Source organism: Alicyclobacillus fodiniaquatilis (assembly GCF_042678105.1).
Taxonomy (GTDB): Bacteria; Bacillota; Bacilli; order Alicyclobacillales; family Alicyclobacillaceae; genus Alicyclobacillus; species Alicyclobacillus fodiniaquatilis.
Genome location: NZ_JBHUCX010000035.1, coordinates 74,693 through 94,871 on the forward strand (window position 1 = coordinate 74,693; position 20,179 = coordinate 94,871).

General features: G+C 47.3%; 23 protein-coding genes and 2 riboswitches. Of the genes, 8 read left to right on the forward strand and 15 right to left on the reverse strand.

All coding sequences use genetic code 11. The features are described from left to right. Positions 1–59: 59 nt before the first annotated feature. The 6 genes from ACFSB2_RS13605 to ACFSB2_RS13630 all read right to left on the reverse strand — a co-directional run bounded on the left by ACFSB2_RS13605 (position 60) and on the right by ACFSB2_RS13630 (position 6,780). The gene (locus ACFSB2_RS13605; protein ID WP_377943613.1) at positions 60–995 is read right to left on the reverse strand and encodes a helix-turn-helix transcriptional regulator; all 936 of its coding nucleotides are present in this window, start codon (positions 993–995) and stop codon (positions 60–62) included. A gap of 106 nt (positions 996–1,101) precedes the next feature. Beyond that, the gene (locus ACFSB2_RS13610) at positions 1,102–2,058 is read right to left on the reverse strand and encodes a family 43 glycosylhydrolase (protein WP_377943614.1); all 957 of its coding nucleotides are present in this window, start codon (positions 2,056–2,058) and stop codon (positions 1,102–1,104) included. A gap of 16 nt (positions 2,059–2,074) precedes the next feature. Then, the gene (locus ACFSB2_RS13615; RefSeq protein WP_377943615.1) at positions 2,075–3,628 is read right to left on the reverse strand and encodes an MGH1-like glycoside hydrolase domain-containing protein; all 1,554 of its coding nucleotides are present in this window, start codon (positions 3,626–3,628) and stop codon (positions 2,075–2,077) included. 56 nt (positions 3,629–3,684) lie between these two features. After that, positions 3,685–4,524 carry a carbohydrate ABC transporter permease gene (locus ACFSB2_RS13620; protein WP_377943616.1) on the reverse strand — a complete coding sequence of 280 codons (840 nt, stop codon included), beginning with the start codon at positions 4,522–4,524 and terminating at the stop codon, positions 3,685–3,687. Further along, a complete protein-coding gene (locus tag ACFSB2_RS13625) occupies positions 4,521–5,372 on the reverse strand; it encodes a carbohydrate ABC transporter permease (RefSeq protein WP_377943617.1) in 852 nt (283 codons plus the stop codon). Before ACFSB2_RS13625 ends, ACFSB2_RS13620 begins: the two co-directional genes overlap by 4 nt. Positions 5,373–5,430: 58 nt before the next feature. After that, on the reverse strand, positions 5,431–6,780 hold the full coding sequence (locus ACFSB2_RS13630; protein WP_377943618.1) for an ABC transporter substrate-binding protein: 1,350 nt from the start codon (positions 6,778–6,780) through the stop codon (positions 5,431–5,433). 1,045 nt (positions 6,781–7,825) lie between these two features. After that, positions 7,826–7,956, forward strand: a riboswitch (cyclic di-AMP (ydaO/yuaA leader). 6 nt (positions 7,957–7,962) lie between these two features. On the opposite strand from ACFSB2_RS13630, the gene ACFSB2_RS13635 reads away from it, so the two are divergent. The 3 genes from ACFSB2_RS13635 (at position 7,963) to ACFSB2_RS13645 (ending at position 9,214) form a co-directional block, all read left to right on the forward strand. Then, positions 7,963–8,145: a hypothetical protein gene (locus tag ACFSB2_RS13635; protein ID WP_377943619.1), complete on the forward strand. Its 183-nt coding sequence runs from the start codon at positions 7,963–7,965 to the stop codon at positions 8,143–8,145. 163 nt (positions 8,146–8,308) lie between these two features. Further along, positions 8,309–8,438, forward strand: a riboswitch (cyclic di-AMP (ydaO/yuaA leader). A gap of 100 nt (positions 8,439–8,538) precedes the next feature. After that, positions 8,539–8,973 carry a universal stress protein gene (locus ACFSB2_RS13640; protein WP_377943620.1) on the forward strand — a complete coding sequence of 145 codons (435 nt, stop codon included), beginning with the start codon at positions 8,539–8,541 and terminating at the stop codon, positions 8,971–8,973. 22 nt (positions 8,974–8,995) lie between these two features. Further along, positions 8,996–9,214 (forward strand): hypothetical protein, encoded by a 219-nt coding sequence (locus ACFSB2_RS13645; RefSeq protein WP_377943621.1) that lies wholly within the window; start codon positions 8,996–8,998, stop codon positions 9,212–9,214. Positions 9,215–9,332: 118 nt separating this feature from the next. On the opposite strand, the gene ACFSB2_RS13650 is transcribed toward ACFSB2_RS13645, so the two are convergent. Both ACFSB2_RS13650 and ACFSB2_RS13655 read right to left on the reverse strand, forming a co-directional pair. After that, complete coding sequence (locus ACFSB2_RS13650; protein WP_377943622.1) at positions 9,333–10,004, reverse strand: hypothetical protein; 672 nt, start codon at positions 10,002–10,004, stop codon at positions 9,333–9,335. Positions 10,005–10,117: 113 nt separating this feature from the next. After that, positions 10,118–11,077 (reverse strand): hypothetical protein, encoded by a 960-nt coding sequence (locus ACFSB2_RS13655; protein WP_377943623.1) that lies wholly within the window; start codon positions 11,075–11,077, stop codon positions 10,118–10,120. Between the two features lie 324 nt (positions 11,078–11,401). Here ACFSB2_RS13655 and ACFSB2_RS13660 point away from each other — a divergent pair, with 324 nt between their 5' ends. Then, positions 11,402–11,827, forward strand: a complete 426-nt coding sequence (locus ACFSB2_RS13660) for a hypothetical protein (protein WP_377943624.1) — start codon at positions 11,402–11,404, stop codon at positions 11,825–11,827. After that, positions 11,824–12,147, forward strand: a complete 324-nt coding sequence (locus ACFSB2_RS13665) for a winged helix-turn-helix domain-containing protein (protein ID WP_377943625.1) — start codon at positions 11,824–11,826, stop codon at positions 12,145–12,147. Before ACFSB2_RS13660 ends, ACFSB2_RS13665 begins: the two co-directional genes overlap by 4 nt. A gap of 88 nt (positions 12,148–12,235) precedes the next feature. Here ACFSB2_RS13665 and ACFSB2_RS13670 read toward each other — a convergent pair whose 3' ends face one another. The 3 genes from ACFSB2_RS13670 to ACFSB2_RS13680 all read right to left on the reverse strand — a co-directional run bounded on the left by ACFSB2_RS13670 (position 12,236) and on the right by ACFSB2_RS13680 (position 13,703). After that, positions 12,236–12,547 (reverse strand): hypothetical protein, encoded by a 312-nt coding sequence (locus ACFSB2_RS13670; protein ID WP_377943626.1) that lies wholly within the window; start codon positions 12,545–12,547, stop codon positions 12,236–12,238. 311 nt (positions 12,548–12,858) lie between these two features. After that, on the reverse strand, positions 12,859–13,011 hold the full coding sequence (locus ACFSB2_RS13675; protein ID WP_377943627.1) for a hypothetical protein: 153 nt from the start codon (positions 13,009–13,011) through the stop codon (positions 12,859–12,861). 119 nt (positions 13,012–13,130) lie between these two features. Beyond that, complete coding sequence (locus ACFSB2_RS13680; RefSeq protein ID WP_377943628.1) at positions 13,131–13,703, reverse strand: hypothetical protein; 573 nt, start codon at positions 13,701–13,703, stop codon at positions 13,131–13,133. A gap of 171 nt (positions 13,704–13,874) precedes the next feature. On the opposite strand from ACFSB2_RS13680, the gene ACFSB2_RS13685 reads away from it, so the two are divergent. Together ACFSB2_RS13685 and ACFSB2_RS13690 are read left to right on the forward strand one after the other, a co-directional pair. Beyond that, positions 13,875–15,086 carry a sensor histidine kinase gene (locus ACFSB2_RS13685; protein WP_377943629.1) on the forward strand — a complete coding sequence of 404 codons (1,212 nt, stop codon included), beginning with the start codon at positions 13,875–13,877 and terminating at the stop codon, positions 15,084–15,086. An 8-nt stretch (positions 15,087–15,094) separates the two neighbouring features. Beyond that, on the forward strand, positions 15,095–15,787 hold the full coding sequence (locus ACFSB2_RS13690) for a response regulator transcription factor (protein ID WP_377943630.1): 693 nt from the start codon (positions 15,095–15,097) through the stop codon (positions 15,785–15,787). Between the two features lie 145 nt (positions 15,788–15,932). On the opposite strand, the gene ACFSB2_RS13695 is transcribed toward ACFSB2_RS13690, so the two are convergent. Together ACFSB2_RS13695 and ACFSB2_RS13700 are read right to left on the reverse strand one after the other, a co-directional pair. Continuing rightward, positions 15,933–17,168: a nucleotidyltransferase domain-containing protein gene (locus ACFSB2_RS13695; protein ID WP_377943631.1), complete on the reverse strand. Its 1,236-nt coding sequence runs from the start codon at positions 17,166–17,168 to the stop codon at positions 15,933–15,935. 357 nt (positions 17,169–17,525) lie between these two features. After that, positions 17,526–18,806, reverse strand: a complete 1,281-nt coding sequence (locus tag ACFSB2_RS13700; protein ID WP_377943837.1) for a Gfo/Idh/MocA family oxidoreductase — start codon at positions 18,804–18,806, stop codon at positions 17,526–17,528. Positions 18,807–19,157: 351 nt separating this feature from the next. On the opposite strand from ACFSB2_RS13700, the gene ACFSB2_RS13705 reads away from it, so the two are divergent. After that, positions 19,158–19,469 (forward strand): dihydrodipicolinate synthase family protein, encoded by a 312-nt coding sequence (locus ACFSB2_RS13705; RefSeq protein WP_377943632.1) that lies wholly within the window; start codon positions 19,158–19,160, stop codon positions 19,467–19,469. On the opposite strand, the gene ACFSB2_RS13710 is transcribed toward ACFSB2_RS13705, so the two are convergent. Together ACFSB2_RS13710 and ACFSB2_RS13715 are read right to left on the reverse strand one after the other, a co-directional pair. Continuing rightward, positions 19,361–19,753: a sigma factor gene (locus ACFSB2_RS13710; protein ID WP_377943633.1), complete on the reverse strand. Its 393-nt coding sequence runs from the start codon at positions 19,751–19,753 to the stop codon at positions 19,361–19,363. The two genes, ACFSB2_RS13705 and ACFSB2_RS13710, sit on opposite strands and share 109 nt — an antisense overlap. Before the next feature lie 9 nt (positions 19,754–19,762). Beyond that, positions 19,763–20,137, reverse strand: coding sequence for a YciI family protein (locus ACFSB2_RS13715; RefSeq protein WP_377943634.1), 375 nt, complete (start codon positions 20,135–20,137; stop codon positions 19,763–19,765). Positions 20,138–20,179 lie beyond the last annotated feature (42 nt).

Sequence of the window (20,179 nt, forward strand, 5' to 3'; positions counted from 1 at the left end):
CACCTCGATGATATAGACGCCGCTCGGCGAAAGAATGTGACATACGGAGCATATTGCGCTCAAAAACGATCGTTTGATAACGTTTCCTCACTTGTTTTTAAACGGCGACGGAATTCTAACGGAGTTTCGCCTACTTCTTTCTTGAAATTGTACGTGTAGAAACTTTGTTGACTATATCCTACTTGATTTGCAATAACCGCTATTGGTAAATCTGTACTGAGTAGGAGTAGCTTGCTTTGATCTACACGATACCTGCGAAGATATTCGCTTGGAGTACATCCAAAAATTCGTTTCATACATCTAGTTATATACGTAGAATGAAAGTTCAATTCTATTGCCAACAATTGGTACGAAATATTCCGATTAAAGTTCCCCCTTATGAAGTTAGCCGCATCGTATGCAACTTTAGACACATTTGAGGTCTCAGTTAGGGCCTGTGTATTATTCAGATCAATCATAATTAATTGAAAGAGAGACTGTTGCCGAAAACGCCCAAAGTTAGTCGAGTTTTTTTCCAATGAAATTAATTCTATAAGCCGTTCGTACACCATCGTTGGTTTGGTTAAGGTACCGAACTCTGGAATATCTATATTGAACGGCTTTATATGGCGTCTTTCATCTTCCGACTGTGCATTAATTAAAATATCACGAGTGAGCCGAATGGAGCTCTTGTGTTCTATCATCTTGTTTTGACGTTGTTCATACCAAGTGTGTGGAACGTAGAAGTGTAACCAATAAAATTGCGTAAGTTCGTCACACGGTTTCCATGGGAAGTGTGGCCTATCTGGTTTTAGAATTAAGAACTCATTGGCAGCAATCGTCCACCGACGTGAAATTTTGGGCAAGTCATCCCCCATAAATAACGTGCCTTTAGATACAAACAGCACATCAAATAGACCTAAACGCTCTCGCGCAACGTGTTGGTCTCCAGGCGCATAGGATACAAATCCACTAGCTAAATAAATCGGAAGTGGTGGCGCGACGAACCTTATCACTGTTCTTCTCCTTTCGACTTATAATAATTGTGATATTGCTAATTTCATGTAATGAAGAAGGACAACACGCATCGACTCTCAACGCGCGTTGCCCTTCTTTCCCTCACTATCTGTTGTTCGCACTTAATCTTTCTGAAAATCCAAGATCCTTGCCTTCGTGAAATGCAACCCCGATTTGTTCTGGAGCACCTCTGCGACCGTTATACCACAGTACCCACCGCTGGCCATCAAAGATGGCATAGGGTTTATAGCATGCATCCCCATCCCATGCACCTTCATCGGGTGCAATGATTGGGTTATGAATGTGCCTCTCCCAATCATCGACCCCATTCTTTGAACGAGCCAGCCCTACTTGTGCATAATGTTCATTGTAGTATCCGATGTAAAACATAAAATACCAGCCATCTATTTTCACAACTTGACATCCAGCCACTTTGTGTTGCTCCCAGGCAACATTCGGATCGCACTCAAAAATGGGGTTTGTAGAAAGTTTATTCCATTGTAGACCGTCTTTGCTGGTGGCATATCCAATTGCGTTCGGCTCATATTGTTCGCCCCCAGAATACCACATCTTCCAGAGCGCTGATGATTCATCCCATATTACATGTGGGCACATAACAGCTACTTTTTCCCACGGTTCTTCGAAAGTTAAAACAGGTTCCAGACTTCTCCGGGTCCATTCGATACCGTCCGGGCTAGTGGCGTAAAATATCCACGAATGTCCATCCGGTTGTCCCGCTTTATATTGGCCTGTGTACCACATATGATACTCATCATTTCTCCTGACAACGACCGGGCGATTCAACTCGTCTTCCCATCCTTTCTTGGTCTCCCTAGGCCCCAAGACGATAATAGGTTCACTCCAATTGATTCCATCTAAACTCTCACTTAAGGCAATGGATTGCTTGGGGCGCCAGGAGAAGTACATCTTATATACCCCATTGTCCTTGAGTACGCTAAGATCAAAGCAAGTACCATGCTCACCTCCAAGAACAGGATTATTCTCGTACTTATTCCACCCGCATGAAGTTCCGCGTTTCTGTCCGATAGTGTTGGCTGTCATAGTAACTCCTCCTAATTTAATAAGCAGATTTCGTAAGGTTGATTTCAATCTTACCTATAGAAGGTGAATATGCTCGTTGTTTTCCGTTCACAAAAACGAATAATCCGGCCCCGTGGCCATACCTTTGTCCTGTCTCATCGTACATTATCGTCAAGTCCAATCCGCGATAGGATACTCTATCTAAGCAAAAGTAATGCCATGTACCTTGTGGGATTAGGGGATTGATGACCAATAGCTCGTCATTATCGGTTGCCCGAAGTCCAATTAATCCAGAAATAATGAGATCGCAGTATGTGGAATGATTATAGTCTTTTCCGCGTTCGTATCCTCCTTTTTCAGTCCTCCATCCCCATCGCTCAAGGATACCGCGGGCTAACCACTCACCTGTAAATGGATGAAGGTTTTCATCAATCCAGCAAATTCGTTTACTGCTGGAAACCTGACGGTAATGCGAGCGAGCGTAAACCTGAAGTTCTTTCAAATAGTCCTGTAGACTGACGACCTTTTGATCATAGTTATTCAATAGATTCGCCATCGCGGTGAGCGTCTGGGATGTACTAAACGGCCAAGAGGGACCGTTCCAAAGGCATTCATGGTTCGAATGCTCGGACATAAATCGTGAATGGCGCCGTTCTGCCGTGGTTGGACCGAACGGAGCAAAAAAACCATTCGGATCTATTAATTGCGTCCACGCATTCTCGTACCCTATGTCAGGTATATTGAAATACCAAGGAATAAAGCCTATTTCTTCGCGAACATTGTGAGATGGATCGACATTGCTAAAGTCCCAACTCGTCAAGGCCGCAGTGTGCGACCCCAAAGGCAATACCTTAAAGAACTCTTCCATTGGATCCCATAGCCTCTCTAGCATTAATTGCTTGATCTCACTGGATTTGTGACTAAATTCCTCCTGAAGACGTGAATCACCAGCGAGTTCAGCAGTTTTAGCAATGGCAACCGCATCAGCAAAGAGGTATGAGTTCAAAGTTGGGCGTAAACCGGACCCGCTGATGGAGTACTCCATAGCGTCTCGATCATCATTGGACCAAAATAGTCCACTTGAATGGAGATTGGACGACTCCCAAGCACGAAAATTCCCCACAAAATCCGCCAAAAGGTCAATCAATAAGTCATACTTTCCAAGCACCGTACAGTAATTCCATATTCCATCTACCAGCCACGTGCTATAGGAGCGGGAGGAACCTCCACGACGAAACCAGAATGTTGCAAAGTCGTAAAAGATCGCCTTGCTTTCTTTTAACCAGCGCCCTTCATAAAAGTGATGACCAGCAGAGCAATTGATGGAATTATGTTTCCCGGCCCAATGAACATTTGGATGAAACTCTGTGATGATAAAACCATCCGGTGTACGCTTTATATGCTTTCGATATGTCCACCAGCGAAAGTAATAAACTTCTTCAATTTCTTGATCTGGACACTCGAAAAAAGGGATGTTTTGTTGAAGCCAAGACCATGAATCTTTATTAGAAATTTCTTGGATGACTGTCTCCTCGTCATCCTCATTGAATTTATCGATGTATTTTCTAAACTTAGCAAGTGGCAAGATCACAAGATGTCCTCCGTTTTTCGAGAAAAATCATACTGCAGGTGTTTAGCTATTCATGATTACTCCTTTACAGCACCAATGGTTACGCTGTTCATGAACTGCTTCTGGAAAATAAGGAATACAAGCATCAGCGGAACAGTTACAATAACACATCCCGCCATCACCGTTGGCCACTCGATAAAAAACTGATTCGCACTTGAATTTAGCGTCGGTAAAATGACCATAATAGGCATTTTTGTTGGGGAATCCACCATCGTGAGCGGCCACAGATAACTATTCCATACTGAAAGAAAAGTAAGAATGAACATCGCTCCAAGAACGGGTCTAGAAATTGGTAGAATAATTCGCGTAAAGGTATACCAGTGTCCGGCTCCGTCCAACCGGCTAGCTTCAATCAGTGAATCCGGAATGTTGAACATGAACTGTCGAATCATAAACATGGTGAATACACTGGCGATTATGGGAACAATCTGCACTTGAAACGTGTTCAACCAATGCAACTTTGCGAACAATAAATATAAGGATGGCAATTCCAACTGTTGTGGCACCATCATAGTGACAAGTAATGCCGTAAACAGTATCTTACTTCCCTTGAATTTATATTTCGCAAAAGCGTATCCAGCCATAGCTGATACAAATACTGTTAGCGTGGTTGATACCACAGCGATCACTATTCCATTAATATAAGTGCGAACTATCAAACCTCCGTTGTAGTGGAATAAGGCAGTGAAATTTTTAAGGGTCGGGTGGAGTGGCCATCCAAGTGGATTACTGGTTAGCTCCCCATACGTCTTTACTGATCCCATTAACATTACGACCACCGGATACAGTGAAATTACCACCATGACCCATAAACATCCGTAAATCCCCCATTTTTGTGCGCGAATGCTTCGGGTCATTGATCATTCCCCCTAAACAATATAAGTTGAAGAACAGATATGATGGCAATGATAAGAAAGGTGAGCCATCCAAACGCACTTGCTAAGCCAAAACTCCCGCCAGTGATGTTTGACTGTACCAAATTCAAAAGTGGCATCGCATCGGCAGGGGCTTGCCCAGACCCTGCAAGCAACACGTTTGGCCCTGTGTAGGATTGAATAGAGCTGATACCATCCATCACAAAAGCAAAGGAAAATATCGGACGCATTAGTGGTATAGTAATCCGAAACATACGATTCCAGCTGGATGCGCCATCAATAGCTGCTGCCTCATACAGTTCCTCACTCACCGTTGTAAGACCGGCAAGAAAAACAATGGTAAACCACCCGATGCTACCCCAGCCCGTAAAAATAACAACTGCCCATCGAGCAAAATCGGGATTTGATAGGACGCTACCGCCTCCACTCCTCGCAAATATGCCAGACGAGAAAATGAACTGGAAAACCAAAGCCGCAGCGATAGTCGGAACGACTTGAGGAAAAAAGACTAAAGGTTTTATCACAGATTTCCATTTGACTAGTTGCGAATGAATTCCAAGCGCCAGCAAAAAAGAGATGACTATAACAGGAACCGCATGTGCAACCCAGTAAAAAATCGTATTTCTAAACGCGACCCAAAAAAACGGATCAGTTAGTGCTGCAGAATAGTTATGGAGCCCTACCCACACTGCGTGCCCGTAACCTGGATAATTATACAGACTCAGTACCAATGAATTGATTCCTGGGTATAGGAAAAAGACGATAAAAGATATGATAAAAGGAGCAATGAATAGATAAGGAACCACTTTCCCCCCAATCCTAGTGCTCATGATGCAATCTCCTTTCAAATGGTGACAAATGAATCGCTCACCTAAAAATTTGTTAAAGTCATTGAGTCCAAGGATTTTGGATTTGAGCTGATGCAGTTGTCTGAGCTCCATTGAGTGCTTGTTGCAAGGTATCCTTGCCACTCAGGTAAAGCTGAAGGTATTGATTTACAATCGTTAACTCATTGGTATATCGTGGATCATATTGCATCTCCTTAAAGCTTTTAAGAGACATGTTGTATTGTTTCGCAAAATTCGCACCATAATAGGCATTCGGAGTCTTCTCCACAGCAGACTGAGCAGATTTCACAAACGTCGATTGACCCATAGCCTTATAGAACGCGATATTGCCCGTCTTCGTTAAAAGCATTTGGCTGAGAACTTTAATAGCCGCAGCTTTATCAGGGGCATTTTGAGGGATTACGAAAACTGATCCGCCGGCTTCGCTACCTCCAACTGATCCAGCGATAACTGGCCATTGGGCAACTCCCCAATTGCCAGCTAACTTAGGTGCATATGATGGCAACATATCTTCCAACCAGCTTGCGCTCAACGTTGAAGCAATGGTACCTTTCGCTAAATCTTTGGTCCATGCAGCAGTGAAATCTGGAGTGTCGGCCACAACGCCCGAGTCATACAGCTGCTTGAGTGCAACGAACGCATTTTTAACGCCAGGATTGGTGTTGATTACAAATTTTCCAGTGCTATTCGTGAATTCTCCGCCATTTCCTGTAAGAATCATGCCGAGATCGTAGCTAGCAACAGGATCACCAAGATTCCAAATATAGCTATTTGGATATTTTTTTTGTAACTTCTTTCCTGCCTGGATAAACTGCCCGAGCGTGTGTACATTGTTTACGTTTATCCCGGCATTCTTAAACATATCAGTGCGGTAGTACCATAATTTTGTCTTGATTTGATAAGGGAATCCCCAATCCTGACCTTTGAATGAAACGAGCAATTTTGTAGCGGTAAACATGTCACTCTCATAAGGCTTAATGGTGGATGTTAAATTGGTTATAGTCTTCGTGTTCCACATAGCAGGTAAATCTGTGGCATTGATCTGAATGATATCAGGCACGGTTTGCCCAGAAGATAGTTCTAGTTTGTATTTAGACACTGTGTCGTCATTAGCTGCAAGAATCGGCTTAAAAGTATACTGCTTAGCCAATTTGGGATTAAGTGTTTTTAGAGTTTGGGACAGATAGTTGGTAGTAGCGTCATTTCCCCATGTCAAAACTGTGAGGGTTGTCTTAGCTCCTGAATTGGATGTAACCGTTTTAGAAGAGGTTACATTCGAAGACTGTTTAGACGAATTTCCAGAAGAACTAGTTCCACACGCGCTCAATCCAACAATGGCTCCCATTGCCACAAAGCTACATGCATACACTGACATTTTTGGGCTCTTCAACATTACTCCTCCGTCCATGTTTTTATGAATAATTAGATAAATAAAGAGAGAATAAATCGAGGACCTTCTCCACTCGAAGTGTCTCAACAAATGGAATCTTATATTAACTTGGACACTCATTAAAGCATGTATTAGTGCTTTTCTTTACGATATATGAGACAAACGATTAATCAGTTATAAGCTTCACTTACCGACTGTTTTTTGCAATTGATTGCGACCTTTATGTTGGACGATACAAAGAACAATAACATCTCTACCAATTCTATCCCCTCCGAGAATCGCTCCACCGTATGTCATATCTTTGTGGTCAACACATCAGCACTCTTCATCTTATTTCCATGCTAGGATTTCTTATGGCCCTTGAGTACTGTAACCCGAGGAAATGTTCGCGGTGTATTGCCACGTGCTACAACTGGGAAACCTTTCTTTATCGAGAACGGTACTCACAGATTTGGGGTAATTAGTGTTTACTAAAAATCAGTGCACCTCATACTGAAAAAACATAGATAAAATATAATCTGCATCCATCCCGGGGCACTTAAATAGATGGTATGGAGATTTGTAAGCTTCACTTCAAAACTTCGCCCTGGTACCAACGCATCATCGCTCTGTATTTCTACCAATATCGGAATCAAACTTAAACTTTTCCCGTCTTTTAATTTCACAATGATTGTGAGGAACTTGTTGATATAGTTTTCCTTCCTTTCTATTGGATCGATTGATCAATGATTTGCTGCCATTCGAACTTCCGATTATGATGCGCTCGATATCTCTAGAAGTAACTTTCGACATCCAGTCTGGTTTGCTTGTACTGTGAGGTTTAACAATTGTGATCGATTGGTTATCTGTTGGAGATTTTGTGCCAGTTGGTGAGCAAGCATCTAATGAAATCGTGGCGAATAACAAACGGTATTCTCGGACATCGTGATGCAACGCAATCCAGTCCTTAAGTTATTGGCACCTGTGTGGTTTGAGGGGATCCAACAAAATTTGACTAAAAAATTTCATAATTACCCCCAGCAATCTATTTCGTCTATCGAATCTTATAGCATAACCGCCAAATTCCACATCGGAAACGGGGGAACCACTTGTGGGGTGAATCATGGCGCAACCATGTAGGGCATCCTTTCAGCCCGAACCCGTCAGCTAACCTCGTAGGCGAATTTGAAAGGAGACGGATATATGCAAACGCAAGAATGGATCGATTTGTATCATGGAAGCGAGTCGGTAGATGCGCAACTTCTCTATGACGCGGACACCAAGTTACGTCGCGCCAATCGTGCAGAGCGGTATTTTCCGTCAAATGGCAAGCGTTTATCGAAATATTACGCCCCTCCGCGCAAAACGGCGCAGGAGGTGGACTGATGAATGGTTGGATTCATCGTCGCAACGGCTTGTATCGGTACCGTTTACACCCTGTTCGTCATACAGGCGCTCAATGCCGCAAAAGAAAACACACAAAGATTGAATCGTTGATCAACATTGAGATGCTGATACACTAGACTTTTCCGCAGTGCCGTAAAACTTTATAACGCATAAGCTTAGTTCCGAAAGGAAGCGGAGGAACCATTCCATTGGGGTGAATCCAGTCTTTGACTGGTAGGGAATCTCTTATCCCGAATCCGACAGCTAACTTCGTCAGCTTTAAGAGAGGCGTATATTTGCCCTTCACCCCAGCCAACTCCGCTCCCCCGCAGGAACACCTGCGGGGTTTTTGTCGTACACCATCTCGATTCTAGATAGTTGGGAGGAGAGAATATGTATAGACGTATACTTGTACCGGTTGACGATGCAGAGACGATGGATGTCATTATGCACGAGGTTTTCCAAATGTGTGAGGAAAATAAAAACCGTGTCATTACGCTTTTCCACGTTCTCCGTCCTGTCAACAGTCTCGGCGTGGGAACAGGGTATGTAGTCAATTCAAGCGACGTTCAAGCGGACCTAGAACAAGAAGGGTATCAGATTCTGGAGCAAGCCCGCAAACGATTATTTACAGTAGGCGTTGAACCGAAGCTGGTTTTAAAATGGGGAGACCCCGCACATGAAATCAGTCAGTATGCAGAGCATGAAAAAATCGACTTAATTGTCGTCGGAAACAAAGACAAAGGCCTGCTAGAGAAACTACTCAGTAGTAGTGTAAGCCAAAAAGTTGTACAAGAAGCATCAACCCACGTTCTTGTTGTGAAATAAAAAAGTACACGAGGTGATTGGTATGATGAAAATGGAGGAAGTGCATGAACAATTGAAGCAATGGGGCGAACTCATCATTACGACGGACGCCGGGGATACATATGAGATTCACCTCGGCGATACCGAATTTGACGGTGAAAACCGCGTGATCCGATTCACCACGCCAGATGCAAAAATCTTTATTGCTGGCGATACCATTGAGAGCGTAAAAATGCACTTTAGTCATAAAGTGATGGAGTAGAAACGCTCCATGAGGAGCCTGATGTAGATATAGATGAAGCGAGAATTTGTATCATTCTAAAGCCGTCCTGCCAAAGGACGGTTTTTCGTTTTACACACCTAATCCTGTCTATCCGGCGCTATTCCCGCCAAGGGAATCCGTCTGGATTGCGCGCAGCGCGCTCCGAGACCAGTTGCGGATCATGACCGTTCACTTGGTCCAAAAAGGGGAAATCATCCGGTGTAACAGCCAGTTTAGCGAGTGGTTTGACTGCAACTGCGCTGGCCCACTGTGTGCTTTCAATCGCTAGACCATTGTATGGCTCCATAATTTGTTGTTCAAACGTATCGCGTGGAAGAAGATAAATCATCCCATTCTGCCAAGGACCTTGTGCGAATGCCGCTTGGTTCACCGAGAAATAGTAATATGTTTCCGCAGCGTGCCCGTCCCCTGAACGCACATGAAAACAAGCATTGACCAGTGAAGTGACAACATCCCGGTTGACAATGGCAAAATACATCGGCCATAAGCCGTCAGATGCCGCATAAATCGCACAACGGTTGCCAAATTCATCGACATCATTCGACTGGCGTGGTTCAAATTCCGCAATTGCCGCGTTCGCGGATCCGTGTAGCAAGAGGTTTTTCTTTTCTGCTAGATAACAAAGAAACTGCCACTTCGGCGCCGTCAGTGTGTAATTGATTTCCGCCGCGCCGTCTTGCGCCATCATGTCATAGTAGATCCGCTCAAAATCGGCAGTGTTTTCATCATTTTGGGCTGGCCTCGTCATATAATAGCCGGGTATTTGCATAGATTTGACCCTCTCTTTTCGGGAGGTACTTAATTTTGATTTCATCATACGCCTTTCGCACTCATCTGAAATCAGTCTTCAGCCTGAGCTGAGTGTAGCTTTCCCCTTTCGCACTACGGCGTCACTTTGTAACTATCATATTCCCGCATCGAGACGGCCATCTGCAACGCATTCATCATTGAGGAAGCGTCACACACGTAAAATGTATTGCCAAACACCCAGCCGATTTGTGTGACAGGATTGCCCGTCAGATTGGGATCCACCAAAATGTGTCCTTCTGTCGGCGGTAGCGCGTTGGTCTTTAGGAAATCATCCAGTTGCTTTGCTGTATTGTTGAGATCGAGCGAAGGCGCGCCAAACACATCAATCGTCCAATCGCCCTCCTGCCACTCAATGACATCCTGCGGCAGTTGGTAGTTCGACGGACTGCCCATATCGTATTCTTTGCCGGTTCTATATTGCTTCATGAAGCCATTCACGGTCCCCGCGCTTTGAATCTTTTTGACCGAGAACTCTGTATTAAAATCACTTTGCGCCTTTGCATTGCTGGAATAATAAGTGGCGCCAAACGTGCCGATAGCTGCAGATGCGGGCAATTGGTCAAGGCTCGCATCATTCAAAGGCACGGCGGTCGATGTGGAAAACAGGCTGATGCTGTAATCCCAATCAGATGCGTACGCTTTGACTCCCACGAATTGGGCGTTTGGCTGAAATGTAGGCTCGGTAGGCGCGAACAGCGCAGGCATCTTCGTCCCCTGCTTGACCGCATTCATCGCCGTCACGATGTAATCTGCAAACTGAAGCCCATTTGTCTGCGGAGTCCCTGTACCCCCTGAATGATTTGTCGTTTGATTGGCCGTTGTTGAATTGCCCCCGCCAGCAGGCGCAGACGAATTGGTCACATCGCTTTTGTTCGATCCGCCCGATGTATTTTCCTGTGTCTGTCCAGTCGCATGATTGGTCTGCTTGCCAGACGAGTGGTTAGATGGCACGGAAGGCGAGGAAGGCGCACAGCCAGCCAACGCGCACACGGTGACAAGCGACGAAAAAAGCGCGAAAATAAGACGGTTCATTGCGCTGCACCTCACTCTCCAGGCGAATATGCCCTTGATGATAGATTTACAAAGATGTGAATGTATAAAACAGCGTCCCGCTCAAAATCATTCTGCCATGACCATACACATCATGGCGATCACGCCACAATGTCACTGCCAACCTCATTCGATATTTGCTCACTGCCGAGGTTTTGCCTATGTTAACATCATTCAACACGATATGTGAATGACCTCTTTGCTTTATATTCATCATTATGGGAAAAGGCGTATGCACGATTGCATTTCACTTGAACGAGAGTAAAATACATGACATCATTCATGTTGTTGAGGGAGGGTGCAATATTGGATCGAACAGAAGAGAACATAGACCCCAAGCAGGCGCTCAATGAGATTCGGCGACTTGAACACAAGGTGCGAACCGAAAGTCGATGGGCTGGATGGCTGTGGTTGATTGTCGGATTTTCAACCGCCGTATTTGGCGTATTTGCCCCACCCATCACACACGGTTGGCAGGAGTATGTCGTGACCATCGGCTTTCCTATCCTAGGGTTTGTCGCGTTGGTCTACGCTTTACAGCAACAAGTGATTAGTCGGGCACAGCAGCATCTCGAATATCCTGTCACCTGGGTGTTTTGTGGATTGGTGCTGGTGAATGTCATGTTTCGCATGATAGCGGATCCGACGCATCTGTCCGCTTTGGTCATCATCTTGGGGACATTGCCAGTATTGCCGTGCTGCTACGGCACTTGGCGGGTGTGGCGCGCATGAACGTTCCAAGAACACATCTTCGCCACCAATTGGACGAAGTGATTCATGTACCAGTCCGGCTGTCCATCATGGCGGCACTGGCCCCCGCAGAACGGGTTGATTTTCGGTTTTTACGCGAGGAACTGGAGGTCAGTGACTCACTTTTGTCAAAACACCTAAGTGTACTTGAAACAGCAGGATACGTAGAAGTGATTAAAGGATACGTGGGCAAACGACCAAGGACGTGGCTTTCCATTACAGAAGTCGGGCGAAAAGCGTTCAGGAATTACGTAGACGTCTTGCAGCAGATTGTGAACACGACACCGAGAACGTCAGAGTGAGCGTCGCGGTGAAACGCCTGTCCACAAACAATCGCGCAGATGACGAGAGAAACAAGGCGCCTCTTCTCTCGTCATTCATTGCTATTTTTCAAATCACAAAGCCGAACGGCAAGGGTCGAAATCCGTAGATGCCGCCGTAGGGAATGAACATGCCAGGGTAGGGGAAGAACTGAGCGGATTGAATGTCCGCATCATCCGTTTGCGGCCGATAGCTTCCGTCCGTAAATTCATCTCCCCTCGTTTTTTGCCCGCTGGCGAGACTTGTCGCATTTGTGATGATCACGCCGTCATGAAGCGCCCTGTGCAAAATCCCGTGGTGCAGTCCATAGACGGAGTGGCACTCTACCCATCTGCCCACATGTACCCGCAGCGTCTCCTTTGAAAATGTGTATGTCGCCATCCATTTTGCCTCCCGCGTATCAGTATCTGCCTATACGATACGCACAGCACGGCGTTTGTTCCTGGACGTTTATCCCGGGAGGGCAAAGAGAAAATGGCGAATGCCCAAGTTTCACAGTACTTTTTGGGCATATGGAATCTTGCAAATCAAGTATGCCACCATGAAGCTTGTGGCGACACTCAACGGTGCAACAATCAGGAACTTCACAAACTCCGGGACAGGTTTCAGATAGACCGAGCAGTACGACAAACACCGGAATGGAGAGTATCGCAATCCACTTCCAAATCCTTGTGAGTTGAAAAGGGATCTGTTCAAGCCAGTGATTTCGAAACGCCACAACCCCCCATGATCATCATGAGAATATAGAGTGGAAAGTAGCCAAGCTGAAGTTCCAGTGGCCCCGTGCCGGTCGGGTACTTTAGACGCACTGCAAATGCGATGAGGCCAAAGATGATGGCCGTCACAAATAGTATTTTCCCATTTGGAAATGCCCGATTGCTCGCATCCACTTGGCGTCGACACGCAGATTATCCAGATAATTCAATCTCTTCAACAGAGGAGCCCTCCTTTGAAAATGAGTGCGTTACCTGTTGGCGAAGGCTGATCTCAGGCACTTTTTGTTGACGACCACGACGATGCCGAGCAGGAACAACCCGCAGATACCCTGTTCGATCTTCATCCACAGCGGAAAGGTGCCTGGAAGCGCGACGATCACCACAACGGCCACCAACATGATCGCGGAAACGAGACGCAGCCGTAGATACGCACGACTGCGGCCACGAGCCATCTGGTAGGCAAAGAAGGTCGTTAGACACGCACTGGCGACAACAATCGTTCCGCGGATCCAGACCGCAGGGGTCACGATTGCAGTGTTATTACGCAACAAAATAATGGCCACGAAGGTAAGCACACTGGTGCCAAGATAGCATAGGGCGAACACCTTTACTCTGTGGAACGCCATCCGACTACGAGGATGATTCAGCTGTCTTTCGTCTAAAATTTGAGTGTTCATGATATCGTCCTTTCTTTTCAATCTCGACATCGCTCGGTGTTGATTCAGCGAACTGGACACGATGGAGATATGACCGATGTCCTCTCCCCTGCGGCAGTTTGCTGTCTGCGACGTATTGAAGTATAGCTGGCACGCTCCGCCCAAAGCTTGTGCCACCTGTCACGGATCGCTGGCCTATTTCTGGCCTACAAGACCTATGGCTCAGGTCATAGGTCTTGTAGGCCACACCCATGACTCCCAACACTGTTGCATGGGAAGACAAGTGAGCTATACTACGGAAAAACAAGTGCATTTCTCAAGGTCGGTGGGTATACAATGACAGGAAAGCAAGAACAGATTATCGATACGCGGCCACTGTCATTAGTATGGTTAATTCGTGTGGCCCCCTATTGTGTTGGCGGAGTTGGATACCTGTTCGGTCTCTTTTTGGAACGACACACGCTGGTTAACTTTCTTCTGCTTACGGGGCTCTATGGTGCCTGGCTCTTGATTTATCACACTGGTAAAAACCGCGCCCATCCCTCATGGGTACTTGCCTTATCCTGTCTGGCTTGCGCAGCGCTATTCATCCCCACTACGAGCAACAATGTGTACTGGCTACCCATCCTGCCGACCATGACCGCTTGTGTGACCACGTCAGCTAAACCACGACTACTTGGTCTACTCACGTCAGGTATTCTTTGGCTGAGTACAAGCATCGCGTTTATCCTTATAACCAGGCAGTTGGATCCCGGCGCCCAGGTAATCATCCTGGTCTCCTTTAGCTGCAACTGTGGATTGACGGCGACCGTCAACAGACTCATGGTGGCCCATACACAACTGCAGGAATATAGCGCTCAAATTGAAGAACTCTCGATCATCCGTGAGCGCAATCGGATTGCCCGTGATATTCACGATACGCTTGGCCACGCACTGACTTTGCTAGCAGTCCAGCTCGAAACAGCAATGCAGCTCGAAATGCGCGGTGATCCCCGTCTGCACGAAGAATTGCTGGCGGCACGACGTGTGGCAAAAGACTGTCTGACAGAAGTCCGTCATTCCGTCGAGGCGCTCCGCCCCGAAGAGGCCTCCGCGAGTCCGTTGCAAGAGCAATTGCGTGGGCTGGTGATGGAATTTGAAACGACCTGTCCTCAAACGACAATCACGCTAGATATGGACGAGGCAACACACCCTTTGCATCCAGAAGTGAGCTTGACGCTGTACCGCTGCGCGCAGGAGGCGCTGACAAATATTCGAAAACATGCGAAAGCAACGAAGGTACTGCTACGTCTCACGACGAGCGGTGGACAGAAGGACCAGGTGGAACTGACCGTGCTAGATAACGGACGAGGTTGCCCATCCGTAAATGAGCACGGACCGTCTGGCTTCGGATTGCTGGGCATGGGTGAACGGGTCGCACTCCTTGATGGGACACTGCGGGCTGGTCCTGAACCCAAGAACGGCTGGCGTATAGAAGTGGTCCTCCCACGAAAGACTCGGTCACAAACTGATGTCATTGCCATGAGGGCACGTAAAACGAGGAGGTAGGTCTAACCATGGGAGAGCGTATCCGCGTTGTCATTGTAGATGACCAGGAGCTGCTACGGGAGGGCTTTCGCAAACTGATCGAGCTGGAGCCGCATTTAGAGGTGGTTGGTATGGCAGGGGACGGAGAGGAAGCGCTGGCCACCGTCGAACTACTCCAAAATCAGCAGACAGCCCCCGATGTTGTGCTGATGGATGTACGCATGCCGCGTATGGATGGCATTGCGGCGACGCTTGCCTTTAAAGAGCGCTGGCCCGAAATTCGCATTGTTATCCTGACGACCTTTGACGATCGAGAACTGATCCAGGCTGGTCTGCAAGCTGGGGCACTGGGTTATGTACTTAAAGATATCACGGCTGAGCAGCTCTCCACGACCATTCGGGTGGTTGCACAAGGTCAGGTCCTCCTACATCCAAACGTCGCAAGCAAGGTCATTGCCTCTTTTTCTTCTTCAACCACCGAGTCTACATTGAAGGCACCTGCCGCCCCTACACTCATTGACGAGAGCAAGGGTGCGTTAACTGAACGGGAACGGGAGATCCTGGCCATGCTGGCGAGCGGGGCATCCAATCGCGAGATCAGTGAGGCGCTCTACATTGCAGGAGGTACCGTCAAGAACCACGTCAGTAACATCCTCGGCAAGCTAGGTGTACGTGATCGGACACAGGCAGCCTTGAAAGCAAAAGAACTCGGTCTGCTGTAACGAAGCCCACTCCCCAAAAGGACAATCAATACTGTAAAACGCTTCAGTAAGTGTTCACTCATACTCTGGGCCAAATCCCATATGGGCTGGCCCGAAAGCGTGATCGAACGTTAAATCGTCGCCCTGGCTATCGGGACTCGACGGATTAGGTGTCGTCTCCAAAATAGGAAGCCCCATTACGCTCCGAACGGTCGCGCTCCAGATTGATCGGCTCCCCGAGAACGACCTGACCCAATTGCAAGAAATGGCGGGCCAATGCCGGAATTTCTTTACCGTGTAGTGTGTTCAAGCCAATCCCCTTGACCCAAGCCTCGGAGAGGGCAGTGTCGGAACGAATCCCCGCAAAGAACTCGAGCGGTGTCAACCTCCGCACGCTGCCAAACATATCGAGCGCATACAGCTTGCCGAAATTGATGCGAGCCGGACCCAAAATTTGAGATTGTAAATAGAATTGCAACGCTTCCACGCGCTCCGCCGCGAGCATCTTGTCGACTTTGTCAGCCATCTCATGGTAGGTGCTAGTAGCATAAGTGAAGGCCGCCCATGCTTGGTCGGTAGCCGAGAGACGCTGGGAACGAGTGGGGCGCATCATTTCGGTTTTTAGTGCTTCGGCCAGCGTATAGTAGCCAGTGATCCCGTCAAAGATTGGTCGAGGCAAGACCTTTCTTGACATCCATTCATCGAAGGGGGCTGGTACGGTCACCATGTCGACCGACGCCGTCGTTAGAGCTGCCACAAAGGTGCTGTCGGTTTCCGTTTCTCCGAGTCCCCGTAACACCTTACCTACCGTCTCAATAAAGTGCGTACTAGAAAATCGCTCGCCTGCAGCTCCAATCAGCGCCAGGGCTGCGGTTTCCAGCGCCATTCTGTTGGCGAGCGCGGCCCGAGGCTCGTCGCCATCACGGTAGGCGGCTGCACTTTCGGCCAAATACTCCGCTGTCAACGACTCAAGCTTGGAGAATCGCTGGAAACGATAGTTCGATTCGCCGAAATTGGCCGCCGCATCATCACGCAAGGCCGCCAAAGTACCGTCACGGTCGCGCAAGATGACACAGTGCACCAGACGTTCCACCCAAGCCCCAGCGCGCACTTGTTCGAAAAACCAGATCTTCGACACCTTGTCAACATCCGCAAACTCGGGACGCACCCTGACTCTACTATCCAAGTTTTTGTCGATGGCTATCCGCGTGACCTCCCGAAAAGGGGGTTCGCGGTCTACCAGAATCATCAGGTCAAGATCGCTGGCCGCGTCTGCATCGTTCCATGCCACGGAGCCAAATAAAAATGCTGCCAAGACCGGCTCTGTTTGGGCAATATCTTCAACCATGGATGACGCGATTCGAATCCAATCACCACGTGTGTTTGATGCCAAAGGACTCATCATGATCTCCTTTTAAATTCGGATTATTCGTACGTTGTACGGTCTTCCTCAACGCCTTAGGAACACGGCGAGAACGCGTCTTATGGAACTAAATTGCCACTTGTACAAGAACATTGAGTGACCTGCAACTGTGTGATTATTCAGGAATCACGGCACAGACTTGTGGGGCTTTCGCCATTCGTCCAAAGCTGAAGCCCGTTCGAATATCTTTCTTTTGCCAATTGAATCATAGACGACCCAATCCCTTGTCCATTCCACTCTGGATTGACGTATAATTGATGATCGACTGAAAACCACTCGCTGTTTCCGAGCGACAAACCGTTGTCACCGCGGTTCCCCTTCTCATCAAACCATGCATTAAAACTGGACCAATTTTGCTACATCCACAGGTTGACCTGTGCGTATTGCAATGTTTGCTGCGATACCCGTGAGGATTGACATCGCTCCATCGACATGTGATGCGGCACGATGAAACGGATCGGGTACTGGGGTTCCGAACAAATCGTTTAGAAGAACCGGATCGCCACCACCGTGCCCGCCTTTTGCCTGTTCAAGTTCAACGCGGTAAGGCGTGCCAAACTGCGGATAAACCCAGATATAAATGCCTTTTACAGCGCCTTCATTCGCCTTGTCGCCCCCAGAATTGACGTAGGACTGTTCCACAACTTTCACTTCCAAACGTCCCTTGGTGCCATTGAACACCACATTGTAGCCTTCCCAAGGCAAATAGGCATTTAGGGAATAGGTCATCATCGTGCGGTTCAGGTAACGGACCATGACAGCCATGGTATCCTCGGCGCTGATTCCATCACCGAATACGCTTTGGTCTCTCTGGTACCCATCCTCGTGTTCTGCATCGAGATAGAGTTTCTTCAAGTGTGGATTATCTTCCAAGTGGATGGCAAATGGATCATTTTTGGCGATCTCGCTGCCATGTGCCCTCTGATAAAACTCGGTTATCCCCCGTTTTTCCGCATTCTCACGTCCATAGAACATCAAATCCCCCATGGCGAATACGGTCTTCGGATGGCTGCCAAGCCAAAAGTTCATCAAGTCAAAATGGTGCGTGGATTTATGAACGAGAAGTCCCCCACTATTGCGCTTATCTCGATGCCACCGTCTGAAGTAGTCAGCACCATGTTGAGTATTGAGCAACCACTCGAAGTGAACAGAATTTACTTGGCCGATGATGTCATTCATGATGAGTTCCCTGATTTTGGTGTTGTGTGGGGCGTAGCGATAGTTGAAGGTCACGCGCAGATTTCGACCCGTGCGCTTAATGGCGTCCAGTATCTCCTGGCATTTGTTTTCGTCAATCGTCATCGGCTTCTCACTGATGACGTCGCAGCCTAGTTCCATCGCACGAATGATATACTTATGATGCGTCCGGTCCATGCTCGTAACAATAACAATGTCGGGCTTTTCATTTTGAATCATTTCATCGAATTTATCAGCTTTATACGTAGGGATAGCATGATAATTGTATTTATTCACCAACAACGCATTGGAGTAATCCATGCGGGTTTGATTCAAGTCACAGAATGCTACCAATTCCGAAGTATCCCGAAAATCACGAGCTAGTGCTCCGTAGTAGAACTCTGCCCGTCCCCCTGTGCCAATCTGTGCGTATCGTTTCATTTGACTCAATGAGAACTCCTCCTAATCAACTGTGTTTATTTTTCGCTCAGTAGGTTACATGGTCTTATCGTAAGCAATGAAGCCGCGTAAAACCGTGCATCTCCAGCTTTTAATTCGCCCCTGAAACGGGCTCACACAAATAGGAAAGATAAACTTGTTGGGATTGAAACTCGACGACCCTAAAATGATCCCATATGTCGCGATCGTCTCAGTGTTCGGCTTTAGCCCTGAAGTTGATTCGTTCAACTTATATAGTACCGTGACATAAGATAAATTTGTTACAGTTAATGAACATAGGGAATTGAGCAAACATTTCGAACGAGAAATCACTTAAATTATAGACCAAAGCAGATGAGTGCGGAACGATTGAAATGGTGCGCAGCGTATAAAGACTTTGTGTTTCTAAAGGACACCAGTTGCAATATTGACAGTATTAAAGCAAAAATCAGCGCCGTCCATGCAACCAATCTCAAGCTATTCAATGTCAATTCCGCTACGCTGTTGGATTCTCTCAAGCTCGGCGCTGCGGGGTTTAGTGGTGTAATGGCAAACATTCATCCAGAATTGTATGTCTGGTTAATCTCCAACTGGCGAGACCAGCCAAAGCGAGCAGAGAAACTCATGGATTTCCTGAGTATGGCTTCCTTACTAGAGACTTCGTGATAACCCTTCAGGTTCCGACCGATCTCTTCGTACTTACGATCAAGCAGTTGATTCCGACGGATCAAGTCAATGGCCCGACGCTTCGCCGTCGTCAACAGCCATGCATCCGGATCGTCGGATACACCCGTCTCTGGCCACTTCTTCAAGGCGATAACAAGCACATTTTGTGCCAAATCTTCCGCCAGACCAATATCACGCACGAACCTGGTGAGGACCGCCATCAGCTTTGCTGACTCAATTCTCCAAACGGCATCCACCATTCGATAAGGAGCAAAGGGTGTCATTGCTTCTCATCATTCGCTTTTCTGATAGTAGTGAATAGGACGAATCTCCATGCGCCACCCAAACTGATCGGCTTCAGCCAGATGCAGGCTCGGGTGCAACTTGGCCACCTCTATGGCTTCCTCCAGGTTCTCCGCTTCGACAATCAGCGCGCTGCCGATCATCTCCTTTGTCTCCATGAAGGGACCATCGGTAACGACTACCTTCCCGTTCGAACGTTGTAGACACGTGACCTCGCCGATGACGCCAGCATCCATCTTTACCTGTCCGGTGTTGTACAATTTGTCCATGTGGGGTTGACACCCGCTCATGATCTCATCTACTTCAGCTTTGGGGTGGGCGTCCATTTTCTCCTGATTGTAATAACCCAAACAGAGGTATTTCATTATCAACTCTCCTTTCCATCGAGGCCAGTTGGATTCGCGCCT

What these genes read in the sequence shown, in the direction of transcription:
- ACFSB2_RS13645 (WP_377943621.1), top strand. Translation starts at nt 8,996, where the DNA reads ATGATGAAAATGGAGGAAGTGCATGAACAATTGAAGCAATGGGGCGAA.
- ACFSB2_RS13705 (WP_377943632.1), top strand. Translation starts at nt 19,158, where the DNA reads ATGAGTGCGGAACGATTGAAATGGTGCGCAGCGTATAAAGACTTTGTG.
- ACFSB2_RS13625 (WP_377943617.1), bottom strand. Translation starts at nt 5,372, where the DNA reads ATGAGCACTAGGATTGGGGGGAAAGTGGTTCCTTATCTATTCATTGCT.
- ACFSB2_RS13670 (WP_377943626.1), bottom strand. Translation starts at nt 12,547, where the DNA reads ATGGCGACATACACATTTTCAAAGGAGACGCTGCGGGTACATGTGGGC.
- ACFSB2_RS13655 (WP_377943623.1), bottom strand. Translation starts at nt 11,077, where the DNA reads ATGAACCGTCTTATTTTCGCGCTTTTTTCGTCGCTTGTCACCGTGTGC.
- ACFSB2_RS13665 (WP_377943625.1), top strand. Translation starts at nt 11,824, where the DNA reads ATGAACGTTCCAAGAACACATCTTCGCCACCAATTGGACGAAGTGATT.
- ACFSB2_RS13635 (WP_377943619.1), top strand. Translation starts at nt 7,963, where the DNA reads ATGCAAACGCAAGAATGGATCGATTTGTATCATGGAAGCGAGTCGGTA.
- ACFSB2_RS13650 (WP_377943622.1), bottom strand. Translation starts at nt 10,004, where the DNA reads ATGCAAATACCCGGCTATTATATGACGAGGCCAGCCCAAAATGATGAA.
- ACFSB2_RS13700 (WP_377943837.1), bottom strand. Translation starts at nt 18,806, where the DNA reads ATGAAACGATACGCACAGATTGGCACAGGGGGACGGGCAGAGTTCTAC.
- ACFSB2_RS13685 (WP_377943629.1), top strand. Translation starts at nt 13,875, where the DNA reads ATGACAGGAAAGCAAGAACAGATTATCGATACGCGGCCACTGTCATTA.
- ACFSB2_RS13620 (WP_377943616.1), bottom strand. Translation starts at nt 4,524, where the DNA reads ATGACCCGAAGCATTCGCGCACAAAAATGGGGGATTTACGGATGTTTA.
- ACFSB2_RS13610 (WP_377943614.1), bottom strand. Translation starts at nt 2,058, where the DNA reads ATGACAGCCAACACTATCGGACAGAAACGCGGAACTTCATGCGGGTGG.
- ACFSB2_RS13695 (WP_377943631.1), bottom strand. Translation starts at nt 17,168, where the DNA reads ATGAGTCCTTTGGCATCAAACACACGTGGTGATTGGATTCGAATCGCG.
- ACFSB2_RS13690 (WP_377943630.1), top strand. Translation starts at nt 15,095, where the DNA reads ATGGGAGAGCGTATCCGCGTTGTCATTGTAGATGACCAGGAGCTGCTA.
- ACFSB2_RS13710 (WP_377943633.1), bottom strand. Translation starts at nt 19,753, where the DNA reads ATGACACCCTTTGCTCCTTATCGAATGGTGGATGCCGTTTGGAGAATT.
- ACFSB2_RS13715 (WP_377943634.1), bottom strand. Translation starts at nt 20,137, where the DNA reads ATGAAATACCTCTGTTTGGGTTATTACAATCAGGAGAAAATGGACGCC.
- ACFSB2_RS13640 (WP_377943620.1), top strand. Translation starts at nt 8,539, where the DNA reads ATGTATAGACGTATACTTGTACCGGTTGACGATGCAGAGACGATGGAT.